Origin of the sequence: Halopenitus sp. POP-27, from assembly GCF_029889855.1 — an archaeon.
In the GTDB taxonomy this organism is placed as follows: Archaea; Halobacteriota; Halobacteria; order Halobacteriales; family Haloferacaceae; genus Halopenitus; species Halopenitus malekzadehii.
The window spans coordinates 64,130-88,335 of sequence record NZ_JARANU010000001.1; the positions used below are offsets into that span (position 1 = coordinate 64,130).

Sequence of the window (24,206 nt, forward strand, 5' to 3'; positions counted from 1 at the left end):
GGCTATGAGCAGCGGTCAAAACTCCGGCGGACTGATGTCCAGCGCGGGACTGGTCCGGTATTTCGACTCCGAAGGCCGGGACGCGATCAGGATCGATCCGAAAACGGTCATCGCCTTCGCGGTCCTGTTCGGCGTGCTCGTCCAGCTCGTCTCGCTGATGGTCTGAGCGGTCGAGCCGAACGGTCACAACACGCACACCCGGGTGGAATCGACGCAGGCGGCCGAGAACGCGCCCTTTTTGAAAGCCGCACGCGCAGTGATCAGTATGAAAGCAGGCGTCCTCGCCGTCCAAGGCGACGTGTCGGAACACGCCGCGGCGATCCGGCGTGCGGCCGCTGCCCACGACGAACCGGCTGCGGTCGTCGAGGTCCGGGAGTCGGGAGTCCTCCCGGACTGTGACGTCCTCCTGTGTCCGGGCGGGGAGTCGACGACGATCTCGCGACTGATCCATCGTGAGGGGATCGCAACGGAGATCCGCGACCACGTCGCCGCCGAGAAACCCGTGCTCGCGACGTGTGCTGGGCTCATCGTGCTCTCGCAGGACGCCAAGGACGACCGCGTCGAGACGCTCGGGCTGATCGACGCGACCGTCGACCGGAACGCGTTCGGCAGACAGGCGGACTCCTTCGAGGCGCCGCTCGCGGTGGACGGTCTCGCCGATCCCTTCCACGCGGTCTTCATTCGCGCGCCACTCATCGATGCGGTCGACGAGGGCGTCGACGTGCTGGCGAGCTGGGAGGACCGGCCCGTCCTCGTTCGGGACGGGCCGATCGTCGGCTGCTCGTTCCACCCCGAGCTGACCGACGATCCGCGGATCCACGACCTGGCGTTCTTCCCGGAGCTGGAGGCGGGCGTATGAGCGACGAGCCGGGACGCGGCAAGGGGTCGGCCGGGGCCGACACGGACGTCGCCGACGACGTCCTCGACGAGCTGTGTGCGACGATCGAACAGCGAAAACGGAATCTCCCCGAAGGGTCGTACACCGCCTCGTTGTTCACCCACGAGAAGGGGGAGAACGCGGTTCTCGAGAAGCTCGGCGAGGAAACCACCGAGACGATCCTCGCGGCCAAGGACGACGACGAGGCGGAGCTGCTCTATGAGAGCGCGGATCTCGTCTACCACCTGCTCGTCCTCCTCGAGATGAAGGACCTCGACGTCGATGACCTCCGGGAGGAGCTCGCGTCGCGGTTCGGCTAGCCGAACACGGTCAGACGAGCGTGGGGAGACGCTGACGCCGATCCCGCTTCGGCGCGGAGGACGGCCGGACCGTACCCCGAGAACGGGCAGGTCAAAGCATACTTACCGCCAGCGCGGCGATGACTACCCAATGAGTACAGAGACGGAGGGGACGACCGAGGACCGGCGGAAATACGAGTTCCGCAAGGTCATCGAGGAGCTCCAGGAGTACGAGGGCTCCGGCACCCAGCTCGTCACGATCTACATCCCCGAGGACAAACAGATCTCCGACGTCGTCGCCCACGTGACCCAGGAACACAGCGAGGCGTCGAACATCAAGTCCAAACAGACCCGGACGAACGTGCAGGACGCTCTGACCAGTATCAAGGACCGGCTCCGGTATTACGACACCTTCCCTCCGGAGAACGGGATCGTCATCTTCTCGGGCGCCGTCGACTCCGGCGGCGGTCGAACGGAGATGGTGACGAAGACGCTCGAGTCGCCGCCGGACCCGATCGAGTCGTTCCGGTATCACTGTGACTCGGACTTTCTCACCGAGCCGCTCGAGCATATGCTCGCGGACAAGGGCCTGTTCGGGCTCATCGTCCTCGATCGCCGGGAGGCCAACGTTGGCTGGCTGAAGGGCAAACGCGTCGAGCCCGTCAAGTCCGCCTCCTCGCTCGTGCCGGGCAAGCAGCGAAAGGGTGGCCAGTCCGCACAGCGGTTCGCCCGCCTCCGGCTCGAGGCGATCGACAACTTCTACCAGGAGGTCGCGGAGATGGCGAACGACCTCTTCGTCCCGAAACGACACGAGTTGGACGGGATCCTGGTCGGCGGCCCCTCCCCGACGAAGGACGAGTTCCTCGACGGCGATTATCTCCACCACGAGCTCCAGGACACGGTCCTCGGCAAGTTCGACGTCTCCTACACCGACGAATCCGGCCTCTACGACCTCGTCGACGCCGGACAGGAGGCGCTTGCCGACCAGGCGATCGTCGAGGACAAGAACCTGATGGAGGAGTTCTTCGAGAACCTCCACACCGGCGAGAAGGCGACCTACGGCTTCGAGCAGACCCGACGGAACCTGATCATGGGGTCGGTCGACCGCCTCCTCCTCTCGGAGGACCTTCGGTCCGACGTCGTGGTCTACGAGTGTCCCAACGGCCACGAGGAGTTCGAGGTGGTCGACAGCCGCCACTCCACCCCGGACCACGAGTGTGCCGAGTGTGGCGAGGAGGCGGCCGTTCAGGAGCGTGAGGACGTCATTGAGCATCTGATGGCGATCGCCGAACAGCGCGGCACCGAGACCAAGTTCATCTCCACGGACTTCGAGAAGGGCGAGCAGCTGCTGGACGCCTTCGGCGGGACCGCCGGCCTCCTCCGGTATTCGACCGGCGTCTAGACTCGACGATCCTCCTTCGACGATCGAGTCCCGGCTAGAGAAACTCGTCAACCTGTTCCATTCGTCTCGACACGTCGAAATGCGGGTTCGGGACCGTATCTGCCAGCCGGTCGAGCGTCAGATAGACGTCGACGCCAGCGGCTTCGGCATACTCGAACAGCTCGACGATCGCCGGGCGGTGGAGCGCCAGCGAGCCGAGTTTGCCGCAGGCGAGCAGAAACGCCACGCCGCCGTCGCCGTCCGGGATCGACTCGTCGACGGCGCTCGGAGTGGCTGGCTCGGCGGCACCGGCGTCGATCGGCTGCACGCGGAGACAGTCACGACAGACAGCAACCGTCTCCGAACCGGCGTGATCACGCAGGTCGGCGGGGACTCGGAGCGTGACGCGGTCGCCCCCACAGTCGGGACAGGACATACGGGATCGATGGGGACTGAGCGACGATAAAAGGACGCAGGATCGAAACCGGGAGCGAACGCGGAAACCGAACCGGAAGCGAGCGCGAACCCAAACGACGGGGCAGGCGCCTCAGTCCGCGGAAACCGCTTCGGCGGCTGCATCCGACTCGGCCTCGGCCTCCGCTTCGGCTTCCTCCTCCTCTTTTTTCGCTTTGATCTTCTTGAGACGGAAGATCTCCTCGCGCTCCTGCTCCTCGAGCTTCTGTTCGATGTACTCCTGGTTCTCATAGAGCTGCGGGAGGAGCGTGAACTCGAGGGCGTTGACGCGGCGTTTGGTCGTCTCGATCTCCTCGAGCATCTTCTTCATCGCCGTCTCGACCTCGGCCGCGAGGATGATCGTCTCGAGCAGTTCCTCGTAGGCATCGGCGGCCTCGTCGATCCGTGCCGAGGAGCCGAGCAGACCGTAACCGCGCTCGTCAAGCGACTTCTGCACCTTCGAGGACTCGATCTGGGGGACCACGACGCCCATGATGTTCTTCGACTGGGTCGTGATCTCCGGGTGTTCCTTCAGCGCCGCGGCCGCGCCGCGGACCGCCACGTCGCCCTCCATCGCCCGCGCCATATCGATCTTGCGCTGGGCGGTCTCGTAATCCTCACCCAGGTCGGAGCGAACGTCCTGTGCCTGATCGAGGATGTCCATAAACTCCATAATGAGGCCGTCCCGCTTCTGTTCGAGGGTATCGTGGCCCCGCTCGGAGAGCTGGATGCGATCCTCGATCGCCATGAGGTTCTTCCGAGTGGGTTTGACGTCCTTGGCCATCTGTTGGCGGGAGATTGCTCCCGCAGGAGGTTAATAGTTGTCTGTTCGGAGCGTCACGGTGGCGTGTGAACCGGGGTTCCGCAGGCTCCTCGGTACCCGTGGTGGCCGCAGTCGCTACCCGCTCAGCGCAGCCGCTATCGGAGTGTTCATCGGCGTCGTCGGGGGAGACAGTGACGGACTTCGGACGACCGTTTCCGGCGTGAAAGAAGCCCGAAACGGGCGGCGTCTCGGCGAAAGCGGTGTGCGGATTAGTCAGCCGCTTCGACGATCTCGCGCTCGGAGTCGTCCTCGCGGTAGTACTCCTCGATGAACTCCTCGTCGACGCGGTTGAGCGCGTCCTTCGGGAGCATCGACAGGAGGTCCCAGCCGATCTCCAGCGTCTCCTCGATGGTGCGGTTCTGGTCGAAGCCTTGGTCGACGAACTCCGACTCGAAGGCGTCCGCGAAGTCGAGGTACTTGTTGTCGAGCTCCGAGAGCGCCTCGCGACCGACGATGTTCACGAGGTCGCGAAGGTCCTCGCCCTCCGCATACGCCGCGAACATCTGGTCTTTCGCGTCGGCGTGGTCCTCACGGGTGAGTCCCTCGCCGATGCCGTCGTCCATCAGTCGCGAGAGACTGGGAAGCACGTTGATCGGCGGCTGCAGACCCTGGCTGTTCAGGTCGGGATCGACGTAGATCTGCCCCTCGGTGATGTAGCCGGTCAGGTCCGGGATCGGGTGCGTGTCGTCGTCGCCCGGCATCGTGAGGATCGGGATCTGGGTGACCGACCCCTCTCGGCCCTCGATCCGGCCGGCGCGCTCGTAGAGCTGCGCCAGGTCGGTGTACATGTATCCGGGGTAGCCACGTCGGCCCGGAACCTCCTCGCGAGCCGCGCCGATCTCCCGGAGCGCCTCGCAGTAGTTCGTCATATCCGTCAGAATGACGAGGACGTGGTAGTCCTTCTCGAAGGCGAGGTATTCGGCGGTGGTAAGAACCATCCGCGGCGTGACCGTCCGCTCGACGGCGGGGTCGTCCGCGAGGTTCATGAAGACGACCGATCGCTCGAGCGCGCCCGTGCGCTCGAAGTCCTGCATGAACTCGTTGGCCTCCTCCTGAGTGATACCCATCGCGCCGAAGATAACGGCGAACTCGGAACCGTCCTCGCCGTCCTCCTCCTCCTCCGGCACGGACGCCTGCCGTGCGATCTGCATCGCAAGTTCGCTGTGCGGCTGGCCGGAACTCGAGAAGATCGGCAGCTTCTGGCCACGGACGAGCGTGTTCATCCCGTCGATCGCGGAGACGCCCGTCTCGATGAACTCCTCGGGATACTCCCGGGAGTAGGGGTTGATCGCCGCGCCGACGATGTCCTGACGCTCCTCGGGGACGATCTCCGGACCGCCGTCGATCGGCCGGCCGGATCCGTCGAGCACCCGCCCGAGGAGGTCCTCGGTGACGGGCATCTTCATCGTCTCGCCCAGGAAGCGGACGGACGCGTTCTGGTCGATGCCGCTCGTGCCCTCGAACACCTGGATGGCCACGAGGCCCTCCGAGGATTCGAGCACCTGGCCGCGCAGGGTGTCGCCCTGGGCCGTCTCGATCTCGACGATCTCGTCGTACCCGATCGCCTCGTCGACCTCGGCGTACACCAGCGGGCCACTGATCTCGGTGATGGTTTGGTACTCTTTCATTGTTAGTAGAGACTCCGGAGTTCCTCGGTGATCTCGGCTTTGAGATCCTCGATGTACTCCTCGTAGTCGTCCTGGACGCCGATCCGGTTGATCTTCGGGGGGGCGTCGGTGTCGATGATCTCCTCGACCGGAACGCCCGCCTCAAGCGCCGCGAACGCCTCGTCGTTGAACGTCTCGATCGTCGTCAACATGAGGTACGTCTTCTCCGGCGGACAGTAGGTGTCGACCGGGTGGAAGGCGTTCTGCTGGAGGTATGCCTCACGGAGGTAGCGAGCGACCTCAAGGGTCAGCTGCTGGTCCTCCGGCAGGGCGTCCTTGCCGACGAGCTGGACGATCTCCTGGAGTTCGGTCTCCTCGTCGAGCACGTCGACGGCCCACTGGCGCTTGTCGGGCCAGTCCTCGGCGACCTCGTCCTGAAACCAGGGGTCGAGCTGATCTTTGTACAGCGAGTAGGACTCGTTCCAGTTGATCGACGGGAAGTGGCGGCGCTCCGCCAGGTCCGCATCGAGCGCCCAGAACGTCTTCACGATGCGCAGCGTGTTCTGGGTGACCGGCTCGGAGAAGTCCCCGCCGGGCGGGCTCACCGCACCGATCGCCGAGACGGACCCCTCCGTCCCGTTGATGTTCTCGAAGTAGCCGGCGCGCTCGTAGAACTGTGCGAGCCGGGCGGCGAGGTACGCGGGGTATCCCTCCTCGCCGGGCATCTCCTCGAGTCGGGAGGAGATCTCGCGCATCGCCTCCGCCCACCGCGAGGTGGAGTCGGCCATCAGCGCGACGTCGTAGCCCATATCGCGGTAGTACTCCGCGATCGTGATGCCCGTGTAGATACAGGATTCACGCGCCGCAACGGGCATATTCGACGTGTTCGCGATGAGCGAGGTTCGGGCCATCAGCGGGTTGCCGTTGGCCGGGTCCTCCAGTTCGGGGAAGTCCTCGATGACCTCGGTCATCTCGTTGCCGCGCTCGCCACAGCCGACGTAGACGATGATGTCGGCGTCGGCGTACTTCGCGAGCTGGTGCTGGGTGACCGTCTTCCCGGAGCCGAACGGCCCCGGAATCGCGGCCGTCCCGCCCTTCGCGATCGGGAACAGGCCGTCGAGGATGCGCTGGCCCGACACGAGCGGCTGTCGGGGCGTCTGCTTCTCGACGGTGGGCCGTGCCTCACGGACCGGCCACTCCTGACGCATCGTGACCTCGACGCCGTTCGACAGCTCGGCGACGGTCTCGGTCACGTCGAATGAACCGGCCTCGATCGCAACGACTTCCGCGGTCTCGTCCTCCTCGACGGCGTCCGGCGGCACCATCACCTTGTGGTCGATGGTGACCGTCTCCTCGACGACGCCGACGACGTCGCCGCGGGCGACCTCGTCACCCTCCTCGACGGTCGGCTCGAACTCCCATTTCTCGTCGAGGTCGATGCCGGGGGCGTCGACGCCGCGATCGAGATAGGGGCTGTCCATCTTACCCTCCAGCACGTCCAGGGGACGCTGGACGCCGTCGTAGATGGCGTCGAGCATTCCCGGACCCAGGTCGACCGACAGCGGCTCGCCCGTGTTCTCGACGGGTTCACCGGGGCCGACGCCGGAGGTCTCTTCGTACACCTGAATGGTCGTTATGTTGCCCTCGATCTCGATGACTTCACCCATAAGCCCTTCGTCGCCGACGTAGACGACGTCGTTCATACGGGCGTTGAGGTCGCGGGCACTCACGACCGGACCGCTCACGCTCTGGATGACACCGTTGTCGGTGGTCTCCGTGGATTCTGCTTTGCTCATATTAGTCGTCCTCATCCATCAGGTCGATCCCGATGGCTCGTTTGATCTGGTCGCGCAGCCCGCCCCCGCCGGCGCCCGACGCGCCGAGCGTGACCAGGACGGGCTCGATGCTGCCTTCGACGCGCTTTCGAACGCCACGCGAGAGGTGCGAGAGGTCCTCCTCGTGCATCACGATGATGCCGACCCCCTCGTCCTCAAGCGTGCGTTCGACCGCACCGTCGAGCTCCTCGTCCTTTCGATCGTCCGGCACGTTCTCGAATGCCCGGACGCCGGCCAGACGGAACCCCGTGGTGAACTCAGGGCTGCCGATGACGGCGATCTCTTGGCTCATAGTATCACCAGTTCCTCCTCGATCTCAGCGTCGCTCAGACCGGCCTCCTTCCCGCGGGCGATCGCCCGAATGTTCTGCACCTCGCGCTCCTTGGCGAGGATGTAGGAGATGACGGGCGTCACCGAGACGGGGTGAATGGTACCGAGTTGGTCGCCGTAGGCCAGCAGTGCCGCATCGGTCGCGTGTTCGAACGCGATGAGACTGTCGGCATCCTCGAGCTCGCGCAGCGCGGGACCGAGGTCGTCCGCGTACTGGCTCTCGGCGATGTATTCGACGAGCTCGTCCAGGTTCCGGGCGAGCCGGGCGAGCGTGTCGCGGGTGAAGAGGTCGCCGCCGTCGATGAAGTACTCGGCGGGGTCGATGTCTGCACCCGACCGGGCGAGCCGAAGCGCGTTCCGCGCGTTGCGGAAGTCGATCTCGGCCGTCAGGAACGCCTCGTACTGGCGGGTCGGTTCGTCGCGGCCGAGTCCCGACAGCAGGTGGTCGTAGAACGTCCGGTCGACGGCGTTCTCGAGCGGCACGAGGATTCCGGACTCCTCGTAGTCGGCGTAAGCCTCCTCGAGGGCCGGTCCGTATATCGTGTCATCGAGGGCTTCGATGACGCCCTCGATAGATTCCGCCTCGAGGAGCCGACGGATGCGCCGGTCGTCGAACTCGCCGGCACGGATGAGGTCGACCTCGATCTCCTCGGTGGACGCGCCGACGTAGACCCCACGAATGATGGTCTTGACGTTTCGAGCGTCGAACTTCCGGAGGTATCGGGCGATGAGGTCGTAGAGACGCCCCTCGCTCCAGTCGAGGATCCCCTCGAACTGCTTTGCGAGGTTGCGGTTGAGCGTGTACTCGATCAGGTCCACGCCGCCGTGGCGGCTGCCGAGCGCGTTGATCTCCGCTTCGTAGGTCGACTCCTCCATGAAGCGGGCGATCTCGGCCGGCCCCATCCGGGTGAGCTTGCGATACTCCTCATCGCTGTACAGCTTGCCGCGGCGGGCGCGAACCCTCGCCACGACGTACTCCGGGTTCGAGCTGCCGACGGCACTCATTGGTCGAACAGTCGCTCCGAGAGGTTCTTGAGCTCGTCGTCCCAGACGTCCTCCAGGACGGAGTCGAAGGTGTTGTTCACGCGAACGCGGGAGGTGTCGCTCTCGCCGACGACGCCGCCGAGACAGTCGACGGGCTCGCCGACCGTGGCGTCGCGGCCGTCGACGAGTTCCTCGAGGAGATCGATGTCCGCCTCGCAAGTGGCGACGACGACCTCCTGGTCGTCATCGAACTCCGCGAGCGTCGCCGCAAGCAGCGTCTCGGTGAGATCGTGGCGGCGATCGTCATCGAGCTCGTCGATCGCCGTCTCGACGTCCTCGCGGACGTCCTCCAGGACGTCACGACGAGCACCGAGGCGCTCCTGTTTGGCCTCGAGTTTGGCCGACGAGAGCGTCTGTTCGCGCTCCCGTTCGATCTCCCGTTCGGCCTCCGCGAGCTTCTGGTCGCGGATGCGCTCGGCGTCGGCCTCGGCCTCGGCGATGATCTCCTCGGCCTCCGCGTCGGCCTCCTCGCGGATCTCCTCCGCACGCGCGCGGGCCTCTTCTCGTATGTCCTCAACGACGGTGTCCAAACTCATTGGTTGGAAAGAGGGGGGCTGGTTAGACCAGGAAAACGACGACCAGCGCGAGGATAACGAGCGTTTCAGGCAGCACCGTCAGGATGAGGCCGTTCGTAAACAGCCCCTCGTCCTCGGCCATCGCGCCGACGGCCGCGGATCCGATACCACGTTCCGCATAGCCCGCGCCGAGCGCCGCGAGACCGACCGCGAGTGCGGCGGCGGCGGACGGGTTCGTGAGCGTGCCTTGACCTTCCTGCAGTACGACGTTCCCGAGTTCGCTGGTAGCTTCAAACATTGGTAGTAGTTGTGGGTGCTCGTCTCCGAACAGTTCGTATTCCCCCTACTGGAGACATAAAACTTCCCAAAACGAACGACGAAAACGACCGCGAGAACCGCTCAAAGCGACGGTTGTGAGGAATACACACACCGAGGTGTGGCCGGGGAACACCGATCGATGCAAAAAACGCCCTCGATCGACGGAACGTCGTGCCCCACCGATGGAAGCCCGACGGGCGGCCGACGATCGACTACTCGTTCGCGGTGTACTCCCGGTCGTGGCCGAACGGGGAGTACGCCTCGCCGCCGCCCTCGTAGAACTTGCCGAAGAACTCGACGTACTCGAGACGCACGCCCTGAATGCCCGCGGACGTGATTCCGAGCAGAAGCACGACGATGTGCCCGACGATCGCGACGAGCACGCCGACGACGAGCCCGACGATCGGCATCTCGGCGGAGGTCGTCAGTCCCGCGAAGACGAGCTCGTAGGAGTCCGGATGGTTCTGCACGTACTCGAGATGACTCGGGGTGAAGATGAAGTGGAAGCTCCCCTCACCGCTTTCACCGATGTACGCGCCGAACGCGAGCAGGTTCACGGCCAGCGCCATCCCGCCCTTCGCGAGCAGCACGGCCATGATCCGGGCGTAGGAGACGACGTTGACGATCGGCGAGAGCACCTCAACGAGCTCTGCGGGTTCGCCGATGGCCAACAGCAGGGCACCGACGCCCGCAAGCGCTAGCCCGAGGTACCCGACGACGACCGGGAAGCCGGAGAACTCGACGGCGCCGAGCGTGAGCACGGAGATCGAGTCGAAGAGGAACGCCGGCTTCGGCCCGGCAACGTGCTGGCTGAAGATCCAGAGCCACGCGCCGTTGAGCAGCAGCAGCCACGAGCCGCCCTCATAGAGCGCGTGCTCGAGGTCGTGGATCCGGTAGTTCTTCAGGAACGACAGGACGAACCCGACGTTCAGGTGCAGGATGCCGAACAGCACGCTGAGCACGAGCCAGCTCAGCGCCCACTCGGTCGCGCCGGGACCGAGTCCCTTCGAGATCGCCCAGTGTTCGAATCCGAAGTGGGGGTAGGCGTGGTACCCGAAGACGTCGAATCCGTAGTAGACGCCGAACAGCATCGTGAACAGACCGGCCCAGATGGCGATCGCGCCCATCTCGCGGATCGTTCCCTCGAAGGACTTGTACAGGTAGACGCCGAGGCCCGCATAGAGGACGCCGTACCCGAGGTCCCCGATCATAAAGCCGAACATGAGCGGGAACGTGAGGAAGACGAGCAGCGTCGGGTCGAACTCGGCGTACTGCGGCCGACCGAAGCTCTTCACGAGCAGCTCGAACGGGCCGGCGATGTCGCCGTTGTTCTGGACGACCGGCGGCGTGTCCTCGCTCGCCTCGTGGCCGCCGTCGGTGGCGGCTTCGTGGCCCTCGGCGTCGACGGCCTCGGTGTGATGGTCCCCATCCGGGGTGAACTCGGCCCGCTCGATCTCCTCGACGTCGGCGTGGTCGCCGACCGCGTCGTCGATGGCCGCCGCGAACTCCTCGACCGTCGATGTCGGGATCCAGCCCTCGGCGATGAAGGCGTTCTCCGTCGTCGCGAACGAGAGCGGCGCCTGCTTCTGCTCGGCCTCGATGGTGAGCTGCTCTTCGGCGCGCAGGAGGAAGCTGGCGGCCTCCTCCCTGACCGAATCGAGCTCCGCCTCGACGTCCTCGAGGTCGGCCTCTATCTCGCGCTTTTCGGCCGCGAGATCGTCGACGTACTCGGTCGGACTCGTCTCGGCCTCGGGGACCTCGAGCAGGGCGATGTCCACGCCGACGAGGGCGTCCTGCAGGACGCCCTCGTCAGCTCCCTCGGCGGGATACGCGAAGGCTGCGATGACCCCGTTGCCCGAGAAGACCTCGAAGGCCCGGATGCCGTCGGCCGCGGCGAGCGCGTCCTCGACGGGGTCGGCTTTCGCCTCGCCGACCACGACCTCGAGGGTGTCGTAGCCGCGGAGCAGATCGAGGTCGATCCCGAGCTCCGCGAACGGCTCCATCCGGTCGATCTCCTCCTGATGATCACGGACGCGGTCGCGGAGCTCATCGCGCCGGTCGGTGAGCTCGTTGACGCGCTCGCGGACGTCCACGAGTTCCGCCTCGAGTTCCTCGTCGTCGAGGACGCCCGTCGGCCCGGCATCCTCGTCGTCGACCTCGAGGATGCTCTCGAGGGACCGGACGGTGACGAGGCGGTCGTTGACCTCCTCGGCGCCCTCGAGGGAGTCACCCGGTTCGAACCCCTCGTGGGTACCGTCGTAGTCGGTGACGTGCAGCGAGTGATGCTCATAGGCCGTCTCGATGACGTCGTCGATGACGCGCTTGGAGCCCGTCACCGACACCTTGCTCATCCGCTCAGGCCTGAGCATTCACCGCCTCCTCGAACCGGTCGATCGCGTAGTCGACCGCCTCGTCGATGCGGTCCCGTGCATCCGACTCGAGGGCATCTCGATCGGCGCGTCCGTCTTCGAGTATTTCCTCACGCCGGGACTCGATCTCTTCGCGAGCGGCGTCGAGCCGCTCGTCGGCCTCCGCGGACGCCTCCGCCTCGGCCGTCGAGCGGATCTCTTCCGCCCGCTCGCGGGCCTCGGCGAGGGTTTCCTCGGCGTCGGCTTCCGCCTCGGCGATGATGTCGTCCGCCTCGCGTTCGGCCTCCGTCACTCGTTCGAGCACCTCTGGTCTCGGCATACTCACTAATCGTCAGAAGTTCCAGCAGCGACGTATAAGGTGTTTGCGAAAGCCATCGGCAGCTACGGGGTCACCTCTCCGTCCGTAGTCCGTGGTGTCGTCGGCCACGTCCTCGCGTACCTTTAAGTACTCACTGCCGGTCCAACGAGGTATGGCAACGGTGTATACGATCGCCTCGGCGAAGGGCGGCGTCGGAAAGACGACGACGGCGGCGTCGATCGCGACGCTCCTTGCGGACGGATCGGAGGCAGTCGTGGCGATCGACGCCGACCTCGGGATGGCGAACCTCGCCGGCGCGCTCGGGATCACGGTCGAGGGCGAGACGATCCACGACGTGCTTGCCGGCCGTGCGGATCCCGAGGCGGCAGTTCAGGACGGCCCGCGCGGCCTTCGAGTCCTTCCGGGGGAAACCGACCTGGACGCGTACGCCGAGGCTGATCCCGCCCGTCTCGGCGACGTCGTCGACGCGTTCGATGAGGCCGACTACGTGATCCTGGATGCCGGCGCGGGGCTCTCACACGACTCGGCGCTGCCGCTGGACATCGCCGATCGAACGCTGCTCGTGTCGACCCCCGAACGGGAAGCGCTGCGGGATACGGCGAAAACAGGCGAACTGACCGATCGGCTCGGCGGGCGGGTCGACGGCGCAGTTATCACGCGCGTCGATCCCGACGACCCCCACGGGCACGATGACCTGATCGTTTCCCACCTCGACGTGCCGATCCACGAACGGATCCCGGAGGACGACGCCGTCGCGGCAGCGGTCACAGCAAGCGAGCCGCTCGTCACGTTCGCACCGACGGCGCCCGCAACGCGAGCGTATCGGACGCTAACCGAACAGCTCACGGGAGTGTCGATTCCGGATCCGGAACCGACTGAACCCACCGCAGTCGAGGAGATGGTCGAGTCCGCCGCGGTCGGAGACACGTCCGAGTCCACCACAAGCGGAGAGGCAAGTGATCCTGATCCGGGGATCGATGCCGACGGCTCGACGCCGGAACCCGCGGATGGGTCCACCCCCGACGTCGAGATGACGACTGGCGATCTCACGGACAGGGATCGGGAGGGAGGCACCCGGGACGTGGATGCGGACGGGGAGATCATCGGTCAACAGGATCCACCGACGATCCGCGATGCCGAGGGAGACGCCGTCGATGACGCACCTGGAACGGATGGGGCGGACGAAGCGGATACCGCGGACGAAGCGGATACCGCGGACGAAGCGAGCGAGACGGATGAATCGGATACCGCGGACAAAGTGGATACCGCGGACGACGCCGACGACGAGGGAGGACGGGAATCGACCGTCGACGCAACGGCCGACGTCGATACGGACACCGACACCGACGTCGGAAGCGTCCCGTTCCGTGATGACGACGGGCGTGAGCCGGAATGGGGGGCAAACACGGCCGCCGAGGACGGTGCAAGCGACACGAACCGGGTCGCTGCTCACACTGGTGGAGAGGCGGACGTGGACGGATCGACGGTGAACGACGACCGATCCCGGAGCGAGGACGGGGCCGATGACGACGGTCGGAGCCGGAGCGAGAATGACGATCGTGATTGGGGCGACCGCAGTGACGAGGGCACGGGTGACGACGAGGGAGAGAGTGGCGACGTGGACGAGGGCACGGGCGACGACGAGGGCGACGACCGTGGGTTCTTCGGCCGGCTCTTCGGTCGGTGACTCACGGCGCCGTGTCGGGGTCGGTCCGGTCGGCATCAGCCGCCTCCGCATCGGTCATATCCGCGTTGCCCGCGGCCTTGGCATCGGCCGATCCCTCGCCCATCCCGTCGATCAGGTCGCCGTCGACGGAGACCTGATGGGCGGATTCGGCGAAGCCGGCCGAGAGGATCCGCGTCATCGCCTCTTCGACCGACTCGCCGGTGTCGGTGACGCGCTCAGGTTCGACCTCGATGACGTATCCGGAGGTGATGTTCGGCGCGGTCGGCATAAAGAGTACGAGCTTCCCGTCGCGGGTCTTCTTGCCCGTCTTAAACGCGGTCATCCGGATCCCCTTCCACGTTTCGAGGTGGACGGGATTCTGAAGGTCCTCGGTCCCCGAAAGCGCGGTCTCGACCGCCAGCTTTGACGCGTTATAAACCACCCGAAGGGCGGGAATATGGTTGATCGACTCGTCGATCCGGGTCTCCACGATCCGCCCGAGGGTCGTCCGCATGAAGTAGCCGACGGCGAGCACGAGGGTCGTGAAGACGACCAGAGCGATGACCACACGGTACAGCGGGAGGATCGGCTCGAGGAGCCACTCGGGTTCGAGCGTGCTGATGAGGGGGATCGACGCGATGTGCCGATAGATCCACCCGATGACGAGCAGCAGGACGATGAGCGGCACCAGCACGATGAGCCCGCTCCCGAAGTCGCGTTTCCACGTGGACATTCAGTTGTACCGATATGTGTCGGCAGGCCTTATCAGCCCTCTGAACGGGTGGCGGTTCGATCGGCTCGTGGCGATTCACCCCGGCGATGCCGGCGTCAGCGGTCGGTTAGCGGCCGAGGATCGCCCGAAGCGCGAACAGCGCGTTCCCCTTCCGCTCGCGGACACGCCGGTAGAAGTACGAGAGCCACTTCCCGCCGTAGGGGACGTACTGGCGGACGTCGATGCCCTGCGCGGCGAGGTCGTGCTGGGCGTCCGTACGGACGCCCATCAACATCTGGATCTCGTAGTCGGTGCCGTGCTCCTCGCCCAGCCGGCGGGCCAGTGACACCATCTCGGGGTCGTGGCTACCGACGGCGACCCCGCGATCCCGATGTTCGAAGAGGAACGCGATGTCGTCGCGGTAGGCCTCGTTCACCCGTGATTGCTCGGTGTAGGCGATCGACGCCGGTTCGTCGTAGGCGCCCTTGACGATCCGGATCGCGCCCGGGACGTCGACGACACGCTCGAGGTCCGCACGCGTGCGCTTGAGGTTCGACTGGAGACACTGGCCCACGGTCCAGGGGTGATCCCGTGCGACGTCGACGAAGGTGTCGAGAGTGACGTCGGTCGTGTCGGAATCCTCCATATCACACCAGACGAAGACGTCGTGATCGGCGGCGTGGGCGACGAGCGAGCGGTAGTTCCGTGCGAACAGCTCCTCGGAGACGTCGAGGCCGATCTGGGACGGCTTGACCGAGACGCACGCGTCGAGGTCGGCCCGCGAGACGTCCCTGACGAGCTGGCGATAGGCCCGCATATCGGTGTCGACGTCCGCGGGGTCTCCGTAGTGCTCCCCGAGCAGGTTCAACAGGACCCCGATCCCGTCGTCGTTCATCGATCGGGTATGGTCGAAGGCGGCAGCCGCGGTCTCGCCGGCGACGAACCGGTTCGCGATCGGCGGGAGCATACGCGACCGTTCCGGCGGGACGGTAATCAGCGTGTCGTCGATCCGAGCTATCTGGCGAGTCGAACGACGGTCGATACGCATCCGTCGAGTCGACCCGGTCAGCAAGCCGGTCGACCGGCGATCCGCGGCCGACGATCCGTGGCCGACGATCCGCGGCCGGCGAACACCACAGAAGCTAACACCACACCGGTTCACCGGGCGGGTATGGTCGGATCACTCGTCGCGAGCGCGCTCTGGGCGATGTTGCCGGCGTACGTTCCCAACAACGCCGCGGTGCTGGCCGGCGGCGGCCGCCCGATCGACGGCGGCCGGATGTGGAACGGCGCGCGCGTGCTCGGCGACGGCAAGACGTGGCGCGGAACCGCAGTCGGGACGGCAGTCGGCGTTCTGCTCGCGCTGGTGCTGAACGCGATCGTTGACCCCGCCGCGACCGCGCTCGGGGTCGACCTGCCGACGTTCCCGCTCCGCGCGGCCGTCGGTCTCGCGCTCGGTGCGATGGCCGGGGACATCGGGGCCTCGTTCCTCAAGCGACGGTCGGGCCGCGAACGAGGCGCGGCGTTCCCCGGACTCGACCAGCTGGACTTCGTCGTCGGTGCGCTGGCGTTCGCGTGGCTCCTCGCGCCGGCGTGGTTCGACGAGTGGTTCACACTCCCGGCGATCGCGGTCGTCATCGTCGTCACCCCGATCCTGCACGTCGTGACCAACGTGATCGGGTTCGCGCTCGGCGTGAAGAACGAACCGTGGTGAGTGGGGACGAATCCGCACCCGATCTCGATCAGGGTGACACGTCGTACAGCGCGCCGTACTTCGACTCGACGTAGTCGGTGAAGGCATCCGCCGAGAAGTCCTGACCGGTCGCCCGCTTCACGAGTTCGTTCGTCTCGTAGCGCGACCCGTGACGGTGGACGTTCTCGGCCAGCCAGTCGTGGATGGCGTCGAACTCGCCGGCCGCGATCCGGTCGTCGAGTGACGGACCGTCCATCGCCGCGACGTCGGCCTCGGCGGCGGCGTACAGCTGGGCAGCCATCACCGACCCGAGCGAGTAGGTCGGGAAGTAGCCGAAGTTGCCGTGGCTCCAGTGGATGTCCTGCAAGCATCCCTCGGCATCGGTCTCGGGGCGGATGCCGAGATACTGCTCGTACAGGTCGTTCCACGTCTCGGGGACGTCGGCGACGCCGAGGTCGCCGCGGATCAGGTCGCGTTCGATCTCGAACCGAACCAGGATGTGCAGGTGGTAGGTGAGTTCGTCGGCCTCGACGCGGATGGGGTTGTCCGGATGGACCTGGTTGACCGCCTCGTAGGCGTCCCGGATGGACGCGTCCGCGGTGCACGGGAAGTGCTCCTGGAACGTCGCCAGGAAGTGGTCCCAGAACGCCCGGCTCCGGCCGACGTGGTTCTCCCAGAGCCGCGACTGGGACTCGTGGACGGAGAGGTCACGCGGCTCGCCGAGCGGCGTCCCAAACTCGTCGTCCGGGAGCCCGAGGGTGTACCGTGCGTGGCCGAACTCGTGGATCGTCGACCCGAGTGCCGAGAGGGGGTCAGCCTCGTCGAACCGGGTCGTGATCCGACAGTCGAACTGGTTCCCCGAGGTGAACGGGTGTGAGGAGACGTCGAGTCGACCGCGGTCGAAGTCGTGTCCCAGCCGGTCGAGCGCCGCCCGCGCCAGCTCCTCCTGGGTCCCCGTGTCGAACGAGCCCTCGAAAGTGTCGACCGCGAGGTCGGCGTCCGACTCGCGGATCGCCTCCAGCAGCGGCACGAGCGTCTCGCGTAGCTCCGCGAGGATCGTCTCGGCGCGTTCGAGCGGGAGGCACGGCTCGTACTCCTCGAAGAGGACGGCGTAGGGATCCCGGTCCGGATCGATGTGGGCAGCGTACTCGCGCTTGAGCTCGACGTTGCGTTCGAGATGGGGCGCGAACGCCTCGAAGTCGTTCTCGGCTCTGGCACGCTCCCAGGCGCCGAGCGCCTCCGTCGACGCCTCCGAGATCCGCTCGACGAGGTCCCGCGGGACCGCGTCCGCACGCTCGTACTCGCGACGGATCTCCCGGACGGCCGCCGACTGATCGCCGGATAGGTCGGCGTCGTCCAGATCTGTGAGGTGCTCGCCGGTCTCCGGTGCGGTGAGCAGGTCGTGCTGCAGCGAGGAGAGCACCGAGAGCTGCTTCGACCGCGCGGGCGTCCCGCCCTCGGGCATCATCACCTGTTGGTCCCACGAGAGCACGCCCGAAGCGCTCGAGACGGTGTTCCAACGACGGGCGCGATCCAGAAGGGCCTCGTAGGCGTCGGGAGCGTCCACAGCGTTTGCGGCGTCCGTGGCGTCCGCGGTGTCCGCGGTGTCTGCGGATTCGTCGGATCCCGACGCGTCGGTCGTATCGGCGGAGTCGCTCATCGGGAGTCGATACGACGTCATCACGGAAGAACGTCGCGCCTCCAGTGACGAACCGGCCGCAGGATCGGCGATCGAGACGATGGCTGCGGTCTCGACGAGCGAACTACCCGGAGTCGGGAACGTCCCGTTCCGCGATCCCGTGATAGATCCGCCGACACCGCCGAAGGACGTCGATCGAGACGCTCTCGGTTTCGGTGTGTGCCTCGCCGGGTTCGGAGGGGCCACAGACGACGCAGGCGGTCCCGGCGTCGGCGAGCCAGCCGGCATCCGTCGCGTGGGGTTTCACGACGTGGTCCGGGGACCCGGGATCCGACCAGTCCGCGACGCCGGCGTCAGCTCGATGGGCCGCGCTGGCTGCGGCGAGCACGGCATCGGCGAAGCCCGCGTGCGAACACGCCATCGGGGGCAGGTCGCCATCGACGGTCCACTCGACCCCGTCGATCGTCTCGACACGCTCCAGGGGCGCGCGCTCGGCCGGCACGGTTCGCTCGTCGACGGTGACCGTACACCGGTCGGGGATCACGTTCATCGCCGTTCCGCCATCGATCCCGGTGACCGCGATCGAGCCGGCGAGCTGCTCGTCGAACACCGTCGTTTCGGGTGCAGGGAGATCCCTGACGATATCGACCGCATCACACGCCCGGTAGACCGCGTTCTCGCCGGCCTCGGTCTCGGAGGCGTGTGCCGATTCGCCGGTGGCGACCAGCGTCGATCCGCGCCGACCCTTGTGGGCCACCGCGACGTCCGTGACGACGTGGGTGGGCTGATCCGGCGCCGCCGAGTAGCCGGTCGACCCCTCCGCGACCACGGCGAAGTCGGGCCCGAACCCGCGGTCGATCGCCGCCCTGGCGCCGACGCCGCCGTCCTCCTCGCCGACGAAGGAGGCGAAAACGAGCTCGCGATCGTCGGGAACGGTCGCGTCGCGAAACGCGAGCAGACAGGCGGCGAGCGCGCCCTTCATGTCGGCGGTCCCTCGGCCGTACAGCCGTCCCTCACGCTCCTCGACGACGTACCCGTCGTCATCGAGGAGCTGGCGATCCGCGGGCGGGACGACGTCGTGGTGCCCCACGAGCGCGAGGCTGGTCGACGCGCCGGGATTGCGTCGGGCGATCACGTTCCCGTCGGGATCGCGGTCGACGGCCGCGTCCGTCTCCGACCGGAGCCACGATTCGACCGCGTCGCCGGCCGCGGTCTCGTCCTCGTGGCTCGGGATCGAGACCAGTCGCCGCGTGAGATCGACCAGTTCGTCGGCGGAGTCGGTCATACCCCACGGTCGGGCGACGGAGCGTAAAAATGGACGGGCAGCGAAGGCGGAGGGGCAGCAAAGGCGGAGGGACAGCGAAGGCGGAGTCGATCGTCGGACGCTGCCGACTAGAGCCCGACGGTGACGAGGACGAGCACGCCGAGAGCCGGAACCCGGGAGAGCTCCGCCGAGATCGCGAGCCGTCGCTCGGCGTCGCTCCGGCCGAGGAAGGCGATCGTGGTGACCAGACAGACGAGACCGGCGAGGAGCGCCAGCGCCGCCGCGGGCACGAGCAGCCCCCGCAGGACCGCGTACGCGATCAGCCCCAGCGTGAGCAGCACGACGCCGTACAGCGACTGCCGGGTTCGGCGCACGCCGACGACGACCGGGAGCGTCGAAACCCCGGCGGCCGCATCGCTTTCCACGTCGGGAACGTTCGGGATCTCGGTGTTCACGAACGTCGCGAGGAACAGGTAGCCGAACAGGACGCCGGCGGTCGGGGTGATCGGGGCGTTCGTGAACGCCACCGGCATCCCGACGATCGTGACGGACCAAGCGAGGGCGACGACGGCGGAGTTGACGATCAGGACCTCCTTGAGCCGCCGGATCCGGCTGCCGAGTGCGGCGAAGTAATCGAGCGCGTAGAGCACCCAGAACGCGCCGGGCAGCAGCGTCAGCCCGAACGCGAGGGGACCGCCGGAGACGGCGAGCGCGACGGCGACGCCGTAGGCGATCGCGCCGGCGACGTACAGGACGCGCTGGTGACGGCGAACGAAGGCGGTCCGGTTCGGCGCGACCGCCTCATCGGTCTCGAGGTCGGCGAGCCGGTCGTTGACGTACACCGCAAAGGTGACGAGACCGACGACGAGCGGCGAGAGGTTCACCGGAAGCGAGAGGACGATCATCACGAGCGCGACCTCGGCGGCTGCGACCAACGCGAGGTACGTCGAGCTATACAACAGGGCGTTTCGAAGGCGCTCGAGCACGGTGCGGGCCCGAGAGATGGTCGAACGGTTCCAAAGCGCGGTCGATCCAGTCGGCCGTGACTGGGTGGATGGTTCGGATGCCATACCGACCGCAAATATCGACCAGTTGATATTAACGACGGGGGATACCTCTCGGGTTCCGGACCGGTTTGACGGGCGACGCCGACCCCGGCGATGGAGAGACCGTGTGACCCGTCAAGGGGGCCGCGATCGGATCGGAACCTCGACGGTGGCGATCGTTCCCGTCGGGTCGGCGTCGGCGAACTCGATCCGGCCGCCGACGATGTCGATGCCCCACGTGATGAGCGAGAGGCCGAGCCCGCTCCCGTGACGCAACGGCGTCTCGGCTTCCTCCTCGAGGACGGCGAGTTCCTCGTCGTCGATGCCGGGGCCGTTATCGGCGACGATGACACGGACGACGCCCGACTCCGGCTCCCCGATCCGAACGTCGACCTGGATGTGCGGCGCCGGATCGGCGGTCGTGTTGTGTTCGGCGGCGTTCTCGATCAGGTCCTCGAAGACGACGGTCAACAGCTCGTCGACGTAGACGTCGTCGGGGACGCCATCGTAGTCGACCGAGACGGCCGGTCGGGCGTCCCGCGCCGAGTCGATCGCGTCGCGCAGGATCGAGTCCAACGGGAGCGGGCGCCGGTCGGCCCGATCGCGGTCGAAGAGATCGATCGCCCGACGGACCTTCTCGCTGAGGTCCTCGATCGCCATCGCGTGGTCCTCGATCCGGTCGGCGATCCGCCCGGCGTCATCGTCGATCTCCGATGCGCACCCGAGAATGAGCTGCGTGGTCGTTCGAACGTTGTGTCTGAACACCCTGTTGAGCACGGTGAGCCGCCGTTGACGACGCAGGTGGGCACTGACGTCATGAAGGGTGATCGACCGGCCGATCGTGCGCCCGGTGTAGTCGACGATCGAACACGCCGAGACGTCGTAGGCACGGGTGCCGTCGTCCGCCTCGAGCACCATACGGTCGTTCGGGCCGACACAGTCGACGATCCCGGCAACCTGTGGGAGCGCATCGGCGAACGCTCGCCCCAGGATGTCGTCGGGATCGGTCCGGAGGAACGTCGCGGCGCGCTCGTTCAACTCGACGACGTATCCGTTCGAATCGAGAACGATCGCGCCCTCCTCCATCCGGTCGAAGGCCAATCGCCGTGCGTATCTGATCGGCGCAGGGTTCGTCCCGAACAGGCGAAACCGGGTGAGTGCGCCGAGGTAGGCGACGCCGGAGACGGCGAAGCCGATCGGCGTGGGATCGACGCCGTAGGTCGGCAGGGTCCCGAGGAGGTACAGCACGTTCGTCAGCCACGGCACGACGATCCCGACGATGAGTGCGAGGCTCTGGGCGCGGAACGCGAGAACGTCGCTCGTGATCAACTCGAGAAGCGGGAGCGTCCCGAGCAGCCCGAGGAGATAGGTGTAGCCCGCGGCGATCCAGAACCACGGACCGGGCGTCCGATCGAGCATCGTCGCGCCGTTGATCTCCACCAGCGTGGACCGGACGTACATCAGCTCGTGGGCAGTGTTCGTCGCCCCGATGACCGCGATACACAGGGGCACGATCGAGGCCACCGCGACGTATCGCGGCTGGACGTACTCGTGATACCCCGAATACTCGAGCGAGAAGAACAACCAGGCGACGGGGATGACCGCGATCCCGACCCAGGAGACGTCGACCCAGAAGCCTTTCGCGGCGATCCCGACCGCGTCGATCCGGAACAACAGCGTGACCGACCACCAGCACTGGCCGGCCAGGAGGACGGCCAGCGGGACCGATCCCGGGGTCGGTCGCTCGCGCCAGGCGATCAGTCCGCCCGCCATCCCGATCGCGACCGTACAGATCAACGCGGCCTTGAGGACCGTCAGTGGGATCACGGCTCTAAATGGTGGTGACCCCAGCCGGTAATCAAGATTGTGGACCTCGTGGCCGTTCCACGAGGACGCCCGATCGTTGAACGACGTTCAACGTCTCCGCGATCGGTTCGGGTGGGCGTCGTCGCCCGACCAGCCGGTCGGTCGCGCACCCTTACAGCCGGTCGGTCGAACACCCTTATACCGATCCCGCCCGCAGGACCGGTATGAAGGTTGTACCGGACACCAGTGCGGTCATCGATGGCCGCGTGTCCGAACGCGTCGCGGACGGCACCTACGAGGAAGCGACGGTCCTCGTCCCGGAGGCCGTGGTCGGCGAGCTCGAGTCGCAGGCGAACGACGGCCACGACCCCGGCTGGGACGGTCTCTCGGAGCTCCAGCAGCTCGCCGAGTTCGCCGACGAGGGGACGATCTCGCTGTCGTACGTCGGTCGACGCCCGAGCGCCACCGAGACGAGGGCCGCCAGCGAGGGCGACGTCGACGCGATCATCCGGGACGTCGCCGAGGACCACGACGCGGCCCTGCTGACGAGCGACGTCGTGCAGGCGGAGGTGGCGCGGGCAAAGGGAATCGCCATCGAGTACGTCGAGCCGGTTACCCGCGGCGTCGTCGAGGAGCTGCCGATAGCCGACTACTTCACCGAGGAGACGATGTCGGTCCACCTGAAGACCGGGACCAAGCCGAAGGCCAAACGCGGGACCCTCGGCGAGATGCGCTACGAGATCATCGAGGAGGAACCGACGAGCGAGGACCGGATGGGCGAGTGGGCGACCGCGATCGTCAACCTGGCCCGGGGGTCGAACGACGGCTTCGTCGAGCTCTCCGAGGAGGGGATGGACATCGTCCAGTACCGGAACTACCGGATCGCCGTCGCCCGCCCACCCTTCGCGGACGGGATCGAGATCACCGCGGTCCGGCCGATCGCCAAGACCGACCTCGACGACTACGAGTTCGCCGACGAGCTCCGGGAGCGGTTCCTCGAGTCGAAACGCGGGGTGCTCATCTCCGGCTCGCCGGGTGCCGGCAAGTCGACGTTCGCACAGGCGGTCGCGGAGTTCCTCAACGACAACGACTACGCGGTCAAGACGATGGAGAAGCCACGGGACCTCCAGGTCGGCCCGGAGATCACCCAGTACGGCGCGCTCGGCGGCGACATGGCGAACACCGCCGACTCCCTGCTGCTCGTCCGGCCCGATTACACGATCTACGACGAGGTTCGGAAGACCGCCGACTTCGAGGTCTTCTCGGACATGCGGATGGCCGGCGTCGGAATGGTCGGCGTCGTCCACGCGTCCCGGGCGATCGACGCGCTCCAGCGATTGGTCGGGCGCGTCGAACTCGGAATGATCCCGCAGATCGTCGACACCGTCGTCTACATCGAGGCCGGTCGCGTGCACACGGTCTACGACGTCGACACCGAGGTGAAGGTCCCCGAGGGACTCACCGCGGAGGACCTCGCGCGACCGGTCATCCGTGTTCGAGACTTCGAAACCGGCCGCGCCGACTACGAGATCTACACGTTCAATCGGCAGGTCGTCACGGTGCCGATCGGCGCCGATGGCGATGGCGGGGGCGAGAGCGGCGTCTCGCGCATCGCCAAACAGGAGATCGAACGCGAGATCCGGTCGGTCGCCCGGGGACACGTCGACGTGGAGTTGCAGGGCCGTGACACCGCCATCGTCTACGTCGAGGAGGACGACATCTCCTACGTGATCGGCAAGGGCGGGGGCCGGATCTCCGACATCGAGAACCGGTTGGGCATCGACATCGACGTCCGCACCCACGACGAGCGACCGGGCGACGGTGCGGGCGGGTCGGGTGCGGCCGGCAGCGCCAGTAGCGCCGGTGCGGGAGGCTCCGGCCCGATGGGCGGCGATCGCGGCGCGGTCGTCCAGCCGGAGATCACCTCACGACACGTCGAGATCCCCGTCGAGGAGGACGTCGGCGAGACGGTCGAGGTACGCGCAGAGGATGAATACCTCTTCACCGCGACCGTCGGCCGGGGCGGGGAGATCCAGGTGTCTCGGGGTTCGGCGATCGCCGAGGAACTCGAGGACGCGATCGACCGGAAACGAACGATATCGGTCGTCCCCGCGCGTGGGTGATCCGAGCGTCTTCACCGGTTGATCGAACCGTTCAGCCGGATGGTCGCGTCGAGGATCGGGTCGTTTGACCGGCGCCGTCGTCGCCGA

The 24,206-nt window shown here is 66.7% G+C and carries 23 protein-coding genes; 7 read left to right on the top strand and 16 right to left on the bottom strand.

The genetic code is table 11. The annotated features are described in order from the left end of the window. The first annotated feature begins 4 nt into the window (after window positions 1-4). The 4 genes from OQF70_RS00380 to prf1 all read left to right on the top strand — a co-directional run bounded on the left by OQF70_RS00380 (window position 5) and on the right by prf1 (window position 2,578). The gene (locus tag OQF70_RS00380) at window positions 5-166 is read left to right on the top strand and encodes a preprotein translocase subunit Sec61beta (RefSeq protein ID WP_092813019.1); all 162 of its coding nucleotides are present in this window, start codon (window positions 5-7) and stop codon (window positions 164-166) included. Between the two features lie 99 nt (window positions 167-265). Continuing rightward, on the top strand, window positions 266-859 hold the full coding sequence (pdxT, locus tag OQF70_RS00385) for a pyridoxal 5'-phosphate synthase glutaminase subunit PdxT (RefSeq protein WP_280535261.1): 594 nt from the start codon (window positions 266-268) through the stop codon (window positions 857-859). Continuing rightward, window positions 856-1,197: a phosphoribosyl-ATP diphosphatase gene (locus OQF70_RS00390; RefSeq protein WP_280535262.1), complete on the top strand. Its 342-nt coding sequence runs from the start codon at window positions 856-858 to the stop codon at window positions 1,195-1,197. The genes pdxT and OQF70_RS00390 overlap by 4 nt, the downstream gene beginning before the upstream one ends. Before the next feature lie 130 nt (window positions 1,198-1,327). Then, the gene (gene prf1, locus OQF70_RS00395) at window positions 1,328-2,578 is read left to right on the top strand and encodes a peptide chain release factor aRF-1 (protein ID WP_092813013.1); all 1,251 of its coding nucleotides are present in this window, start codon (window positions 1,328-1,330) and stop codon (window positions 2,576-2,578) included. A 34-nt stretch (window positions 2,579-2,612) separates the two neighbouring features. Here the strand turns inward: prf1 and OQF70_RS00400 are convergent, their stop codons facing one another. From OQF70_RS00400 to ahaH, 10 genes are all read right to left on the bottom strand, one after another. Continuing rightward, the gene (locus tag OQF70_RS00400; protein ID WP_280535263.1) at window positions 2,613-2,993 is read right to left on the bottom strand and encodes a DUF6276 family protein; all 381 of its coding nucleotides are present in this window, start codon (window positions 2,991-2,993) and stop codon (window positions 2,613-2,615) included. Window positions 2,994-3,104: 111 nt separating this feature from the next. Beyond that, the gene (locus OQF70_RS00405) at window positions 3,105-3,794 is read right to left on the bottom strand and encodes a V-type ATP synthase subunit D (RefSeq protein WP_280535264.1); all 690 of its coding nucleotides are present in this window, start codon (window positions 3,792-3,794) and stop codon (window positions 3,105-3,107) included. A gap of 248 nt (window positions 3,795-4,042) precedes the next feature. Then, complete coding sequence (locus OQF70_RS00410) at window positions 4,043-5,461, bottom strand: V-type ATP synthase subunit B (RefSeq protein ID WP_092812995.1); 1,419 nt, start codon at window positions 5,459-5,461, stop codon at window positions 4,043-4,045. A 2-nt stretch (window positions 5,462-5,463) separates the two neighbouring features. Further along, window positions 5,464-7,236, bottom strand: coding sequence for an ATP synthase subunit A (locus OQF70_RS00415; protein WP_280535265.1), 1,773 nt, complete (start codon window positions 7,234-7,236; stop codon window positions 5,464-5,466). A 1-nt stretch (window position 7,237) separates the two neighbouring features. Further along, window positions 7,238-7,567 carry a V-type ATP synthase subunit F gene (locus OQF70_RS00420; protein WP_280535266.1) on the bottom strand — a complete coding sequence of 110 codons (330 nt, stop codon included), beginning with the start codon at window positions 7,565-7,567 and terminating at the stop codon, window positions 7,238-7,240. Next, window positions 7,564-8,610, bottom strand: a complete 1,047-nt coding sequence (locus tag OQF70_RS00425; RefSeq protein WP_280535267.1) for a V-type ATP synthase subunit C — start codon at window positions 8,608-8,610, stop codon at window positions 7,564-7,566. The genes OQF70_RS00420 and OQF70_RS00425 overlap by 4 nt, the downstream gene beginning before the upstream one ends. Further along, window positions 8,607-9,185, bottom strand: coding sequence for a V-type ATP synthase subunit E (locus OQF70_RS00430; RefSeq protein WP_280535268.1), 579 nt, complete (start codon window positions 9,183-9,185; stop codon window positions 8,607-8,609). The genes OQF70_RS00425 and OQF70_RS00430 overlap by 4 nt, the downstream gene beginning before the upstream one ends. Window positions 9,186-9,207: 22 nt before the next feature. Then, window positions 9,208-9,462 (bottom strand): hypothetical protein, encoded by a 255-nt coding sequence (locus OQF70_RS00435; protein ID WP_092812980.1) that lies wholly within the window; start codon window positions 9,460-9,462, stop codon window positions 9,208-9,210. Between the two features lie 232 nt (window positions 9,463-9,694). Beyond that, window positions 9,695-11,833 carry a V-type ATP synthase subunit I gene (locus OQF70_RS00440; protein ID WP_280535489.1) on the bottom strand — a complete coding sequence of 713 codons (2,139 nt, stop codon included), beginning with the start codon at window positions 11,831-11,833 and terminating at the stop codon, window positions 9,695-9,697. Between the two features lie 4 nt (window positions 11,834-11,837). After that, window positions 11,838-12,170, bottom strand: a complete 333-nt coding sequence (ahaH, locus tag OQF70_RS00445; protein ID WP_092812974.1) for an ATP synthase archaeal subunit H — start codon at window positions 12,168-12,170, stop codon at window positions 11,838-11,840. 151 nt (window positions 12,171-12,321) lie between these two features. Here ahaH and OQF70_RS00450 point away from each other — a divergent pair, with 151 nt between their 5' ends. Continuing rightward, the gene (locus OQF70_RS00450) at window positions 12,322-13,857 is read left to right on the top strand and encodes a P-loop NTPase (RefSeq protein ID WP_280535269.1); all 1,536 of its coding nucleotides are present in this window, start codon (window positions 12,322-12,324) and stop codon (window positions 13,855-13,857) included. A 1-nt stretch (window position 13,858) separates the two neighbouring features. Here OQF70_RS00450 and OQF70_RS00455 read toward each other — a convergent pair whose 3' ends face one another. Both OQF70_RS00455 and OQF70_RS00460 read right to left on the bottom strand, forming a co-directional pair. After that, window positions 13,859-14,569, bottom strand: coding sequence for a DUF502 domain-containing protein (locus tag OQF70_RS00455; RefSeq protein WP_280535270.1), 711 nt, complete (start codon window positions 14,567-14,569; stop codon window positions 13,859-13,861). A gap of 106 nt (window positions 14,570-14,675) precedes the next feature. Further along, complete coding sequence (locus tag OQF70_RS00460; protein ID WP_280535271.1) at window positions 14,676-15,515, bottom strand: proline dehydrogenase family protein; 840 nt, start codon at window positions 15,513-15,515, stop codon at window positions 14,676-14,678. A gap of 204 nt (window positions 15,516-15,719) precedes the next feature. Here OQF70_RS00460 and OQF70_RS00465 point away from each other — a divergent pair, with 204 nt between their 5' ends. After that, complete coding sequence (locus OQF70_RS00465; protein WP_280535272.1) at window positions 15,720-16,262, top strand: CDP-2,3-bis-(O-geranylgeranyl)-sn-glycerol synthase; 543 nt, start codon at window positions 15,720-15,722, stop codon at window positions 16,260-16,262. Window positions 16,263-16,290: 28 nt separating this feature from the next. On the opposite strand, the gene OQF70_RS00470 is transcribed toward OQF70_RS00465, so the two are convergent. The 4 genes from OQF70_RS00470 to OQF70_RS00485 form a co-directional block, all read right to left on the bottom strand. Beyond that, complete coding sequence (locus OQF70_RS00470) at window positions 16,291-17,901, bottom strand: carboxypeptidase M32 (protein ID WP_280535273.1); 1,611 nt, start codon at window positions 17,899-17,901, stop codon at window positions 16,291-16,293. A 103-nt stretch (window positions 17,902-18,004) separates the two neighbouring features. Then, window positions 18,005-19,165: a M20/M25/M40 family metallo-hydrolase gene (locus OQF70_RS00475; protein ID WP_280535274.1), complete on the bottom strand. Its 1,161-nt coding sequence runs from the start codon at window positions 19,163-19,165 to the stop codon at window positions 18,005-18,007. Window positions 19,166-19,272: 107 nt separating this feature from the next. Continuing rightward, the gene (locus OQF70_RS00480; protein ID WP_280535275.1) at window positions 19,273-20,214 is read right to left on the bottom strand and encodes a UbiA family prenyltransferase; all 942 of its coding nucleotides are present in this window, start codon (window positions 20,212-20,214) and stop codon (window positions 19,273-19,275) included. Between the two features lie 111 nt (window positions 20,215-20,325). Then, window positions 20,326-22,017, bottom strand: a complete 1,692-nt coding sequence (locus OQF70_RS00485) for a histidine kinase N-terminal 7TM domain-containing protein (protein WP_280535276.1) — start codon at window positions 22,015-22,017, stop codon at window positions 20,326-20,328. Between the two features lie 203 nt (window positions 22,018-22,220). Here OQF70_RS00485 and OQF70_RS00490 point away from each other — a divergent pair, with 203 nt between their 5' ends. Further along, a complete protein-coding gene (locus tag OQF70_RS00490; RefSeq protein WP_280535277.1) occupies window positions 22,221-24,119 on the top strand; it encodes a PINc/VapC family ATPase in 1,899 nt (632 codons plus the stop codon). The last annotated feature ends 87 nt before the right edge of the window (window positions 24,120-24,206 follow it).

Excerpts from the sequence above, each read along its gene's own strand:
- OQF70_RS00475 (WP_280535274.1), bottom strand. The coding sequence starts at position 19,165 with ATGACCGACTCCGCCGACGAACTGGTCGATCTCACGCGGCGACTGGTC.
- OQF70_RS00455 (WP_280535270.1), bottom strand. The coding sequence starts at position 14,569 with ATGTCCACGTGGAAACGCGACTTCGGGAGCGGGCTCATCGTGCTGGTG.
- OQF70_RS00400 (WP_280535263.1), bottom strand. The coding sequence starts at position 2,993 with ATGTCCTGTCCCGACTGTGGGGGCGACCGCGTCACGCTCCGAGTCCCC.
- OQF70_RS00465 (WP_280535272.1), top strand. The coding sequence starts at position 15,720 with ATGGTCGGATCACTCGTCGCGAGCGCGCTCTGGGCGATGTTGCCGGCG.
- OQF70_RS00470 (WP_280535273.1), bottom strand. The coding sequence starts at position 17,901 with ATGAGCGACTCCGCCGATACGACCGACGCGTCGGGATCCGACGAATCC.
- OQF70_RS00410 (WP_092812995.1), bottom strand. The coding sequence starts at position 5,461 with ATGAAAGAGTACCAAACCATCACCGAGATCAGTGGCCCGCTGGTGTAC.
- OQF70_RS00440 (WP_280535489.1), bottom strand. The coding sequence starts at position 11,833 with ATGAGCAAGGTGTCGGTGACGGGCTCCAAGCGCGTCATCGACGACGTC.
- OQF70_RS00460 (WP_280535271.1), bottom strand. The coding sequence starts at position 15,515 with ATGCTCCCGCCGATCGCGAACCGGTTCGTCGCCGGCGAGACCGCGGCT.
- OQF70_RS00480 (WP_280535275.1), bottom strand. The coding sequence starts at position 20,214 with ATGGCATCCGAACCATCCACCCAGTCACGGCCGACTGGATCGACCGCG.
- prf1 (WP_092813013.1), top strand. The coding sequence starts at position 1,328 with ATGAGTACAGAGACGGAGGGGACGACCGAGGACCGGCGGAAATACGAG.
- OQF70_RS00435 (WP_092812980.1), bottom strand. The coding sequence starts at position 9,462 with ATGTTTGAAGCTACCAGCGAACTCGGGAACGTCGTACTGCAGGAAGGT.
- ahaH (WP_092812974.1), bottom strand. The coding sequence starts at position 12,170 with ATGCCGAGACCAGAGGTGCTCGAACGAGTGACGGAGGCCGAACGCGAG.
- OQF70_RS00450 (WP_280535269.1), top strand. The coding sequence starts at position 12,322 with ATGGCAACGGTGTATACGATCGCCTCGGCGAAGGGCGGCGTCGGAAAG.
- OQF70_RS00420 (WP_280535266.1), bottom strand. The coding sequence starts at position 7,567 with ATGAGCCAAGAGATCGCCGTCATCGGCAGCCCTGAGTTCACCACGGGG.
- OQF70_RS00380 (WP_092813019.1), top strand. The coding sequence starts at position 5 with ATGAGCAGCGGTCAAAACTCCGGCGGACTGATGTCCAGCGCGGGACTG.
- OQF70_RS00405 (WP_280535264.1), bottom strand. The coding sequence starts at position 3,794 with ATGGCCAAGGACGTCAAACCCACTCGGAAGAACCTCATGGCGATCGAG.
- OQF70_RS00390 (WP_280535262.1), top strand. The coding sequence starts at position 856 with ATGAGCGACGAGCCGGGACGCGGCAAGGGGTCGGCCGGGGCCGACACG.
- OQF70_RS00415 (WP_280535265.1), bottom strand. The coding sequence starts at position 7,236 with ATGAGCAAAGCAGAATCCACGGAGACCACCGACAACGGTGTCATCCAG.
- OQF70_RS00430 (WP_280535268.1), bottom strand. The coding sequence starts at position 9,185 with ATGAGTTTGGACACCGTCGTTGAGGACATACGAGAAGAGGCCCGCGCG.
- OQF70_RS00490 (WP_280535277.1), top strand. The coding sequence starts at position 22,221 with ATGAAGGTTGTACCGGACACCAGTGCGGTCATCGATGGCCGCGTGTCC.
- pdxT (WP_280535261.1), top strand. The coding sequence starts at position 266 with ATGAAAGCAGGCGTCCTCGCCGTCCAAGGCGACGTGTCGGAACACGCC.
- OQF70_RS00425 (WP_280535267.1), bottom strand. The coding sequence starts at position 8,610 with ATGAGTGCCGTCGGCAGCTCGAACCCGGAGTACGTCGTGGCGAGGGTT.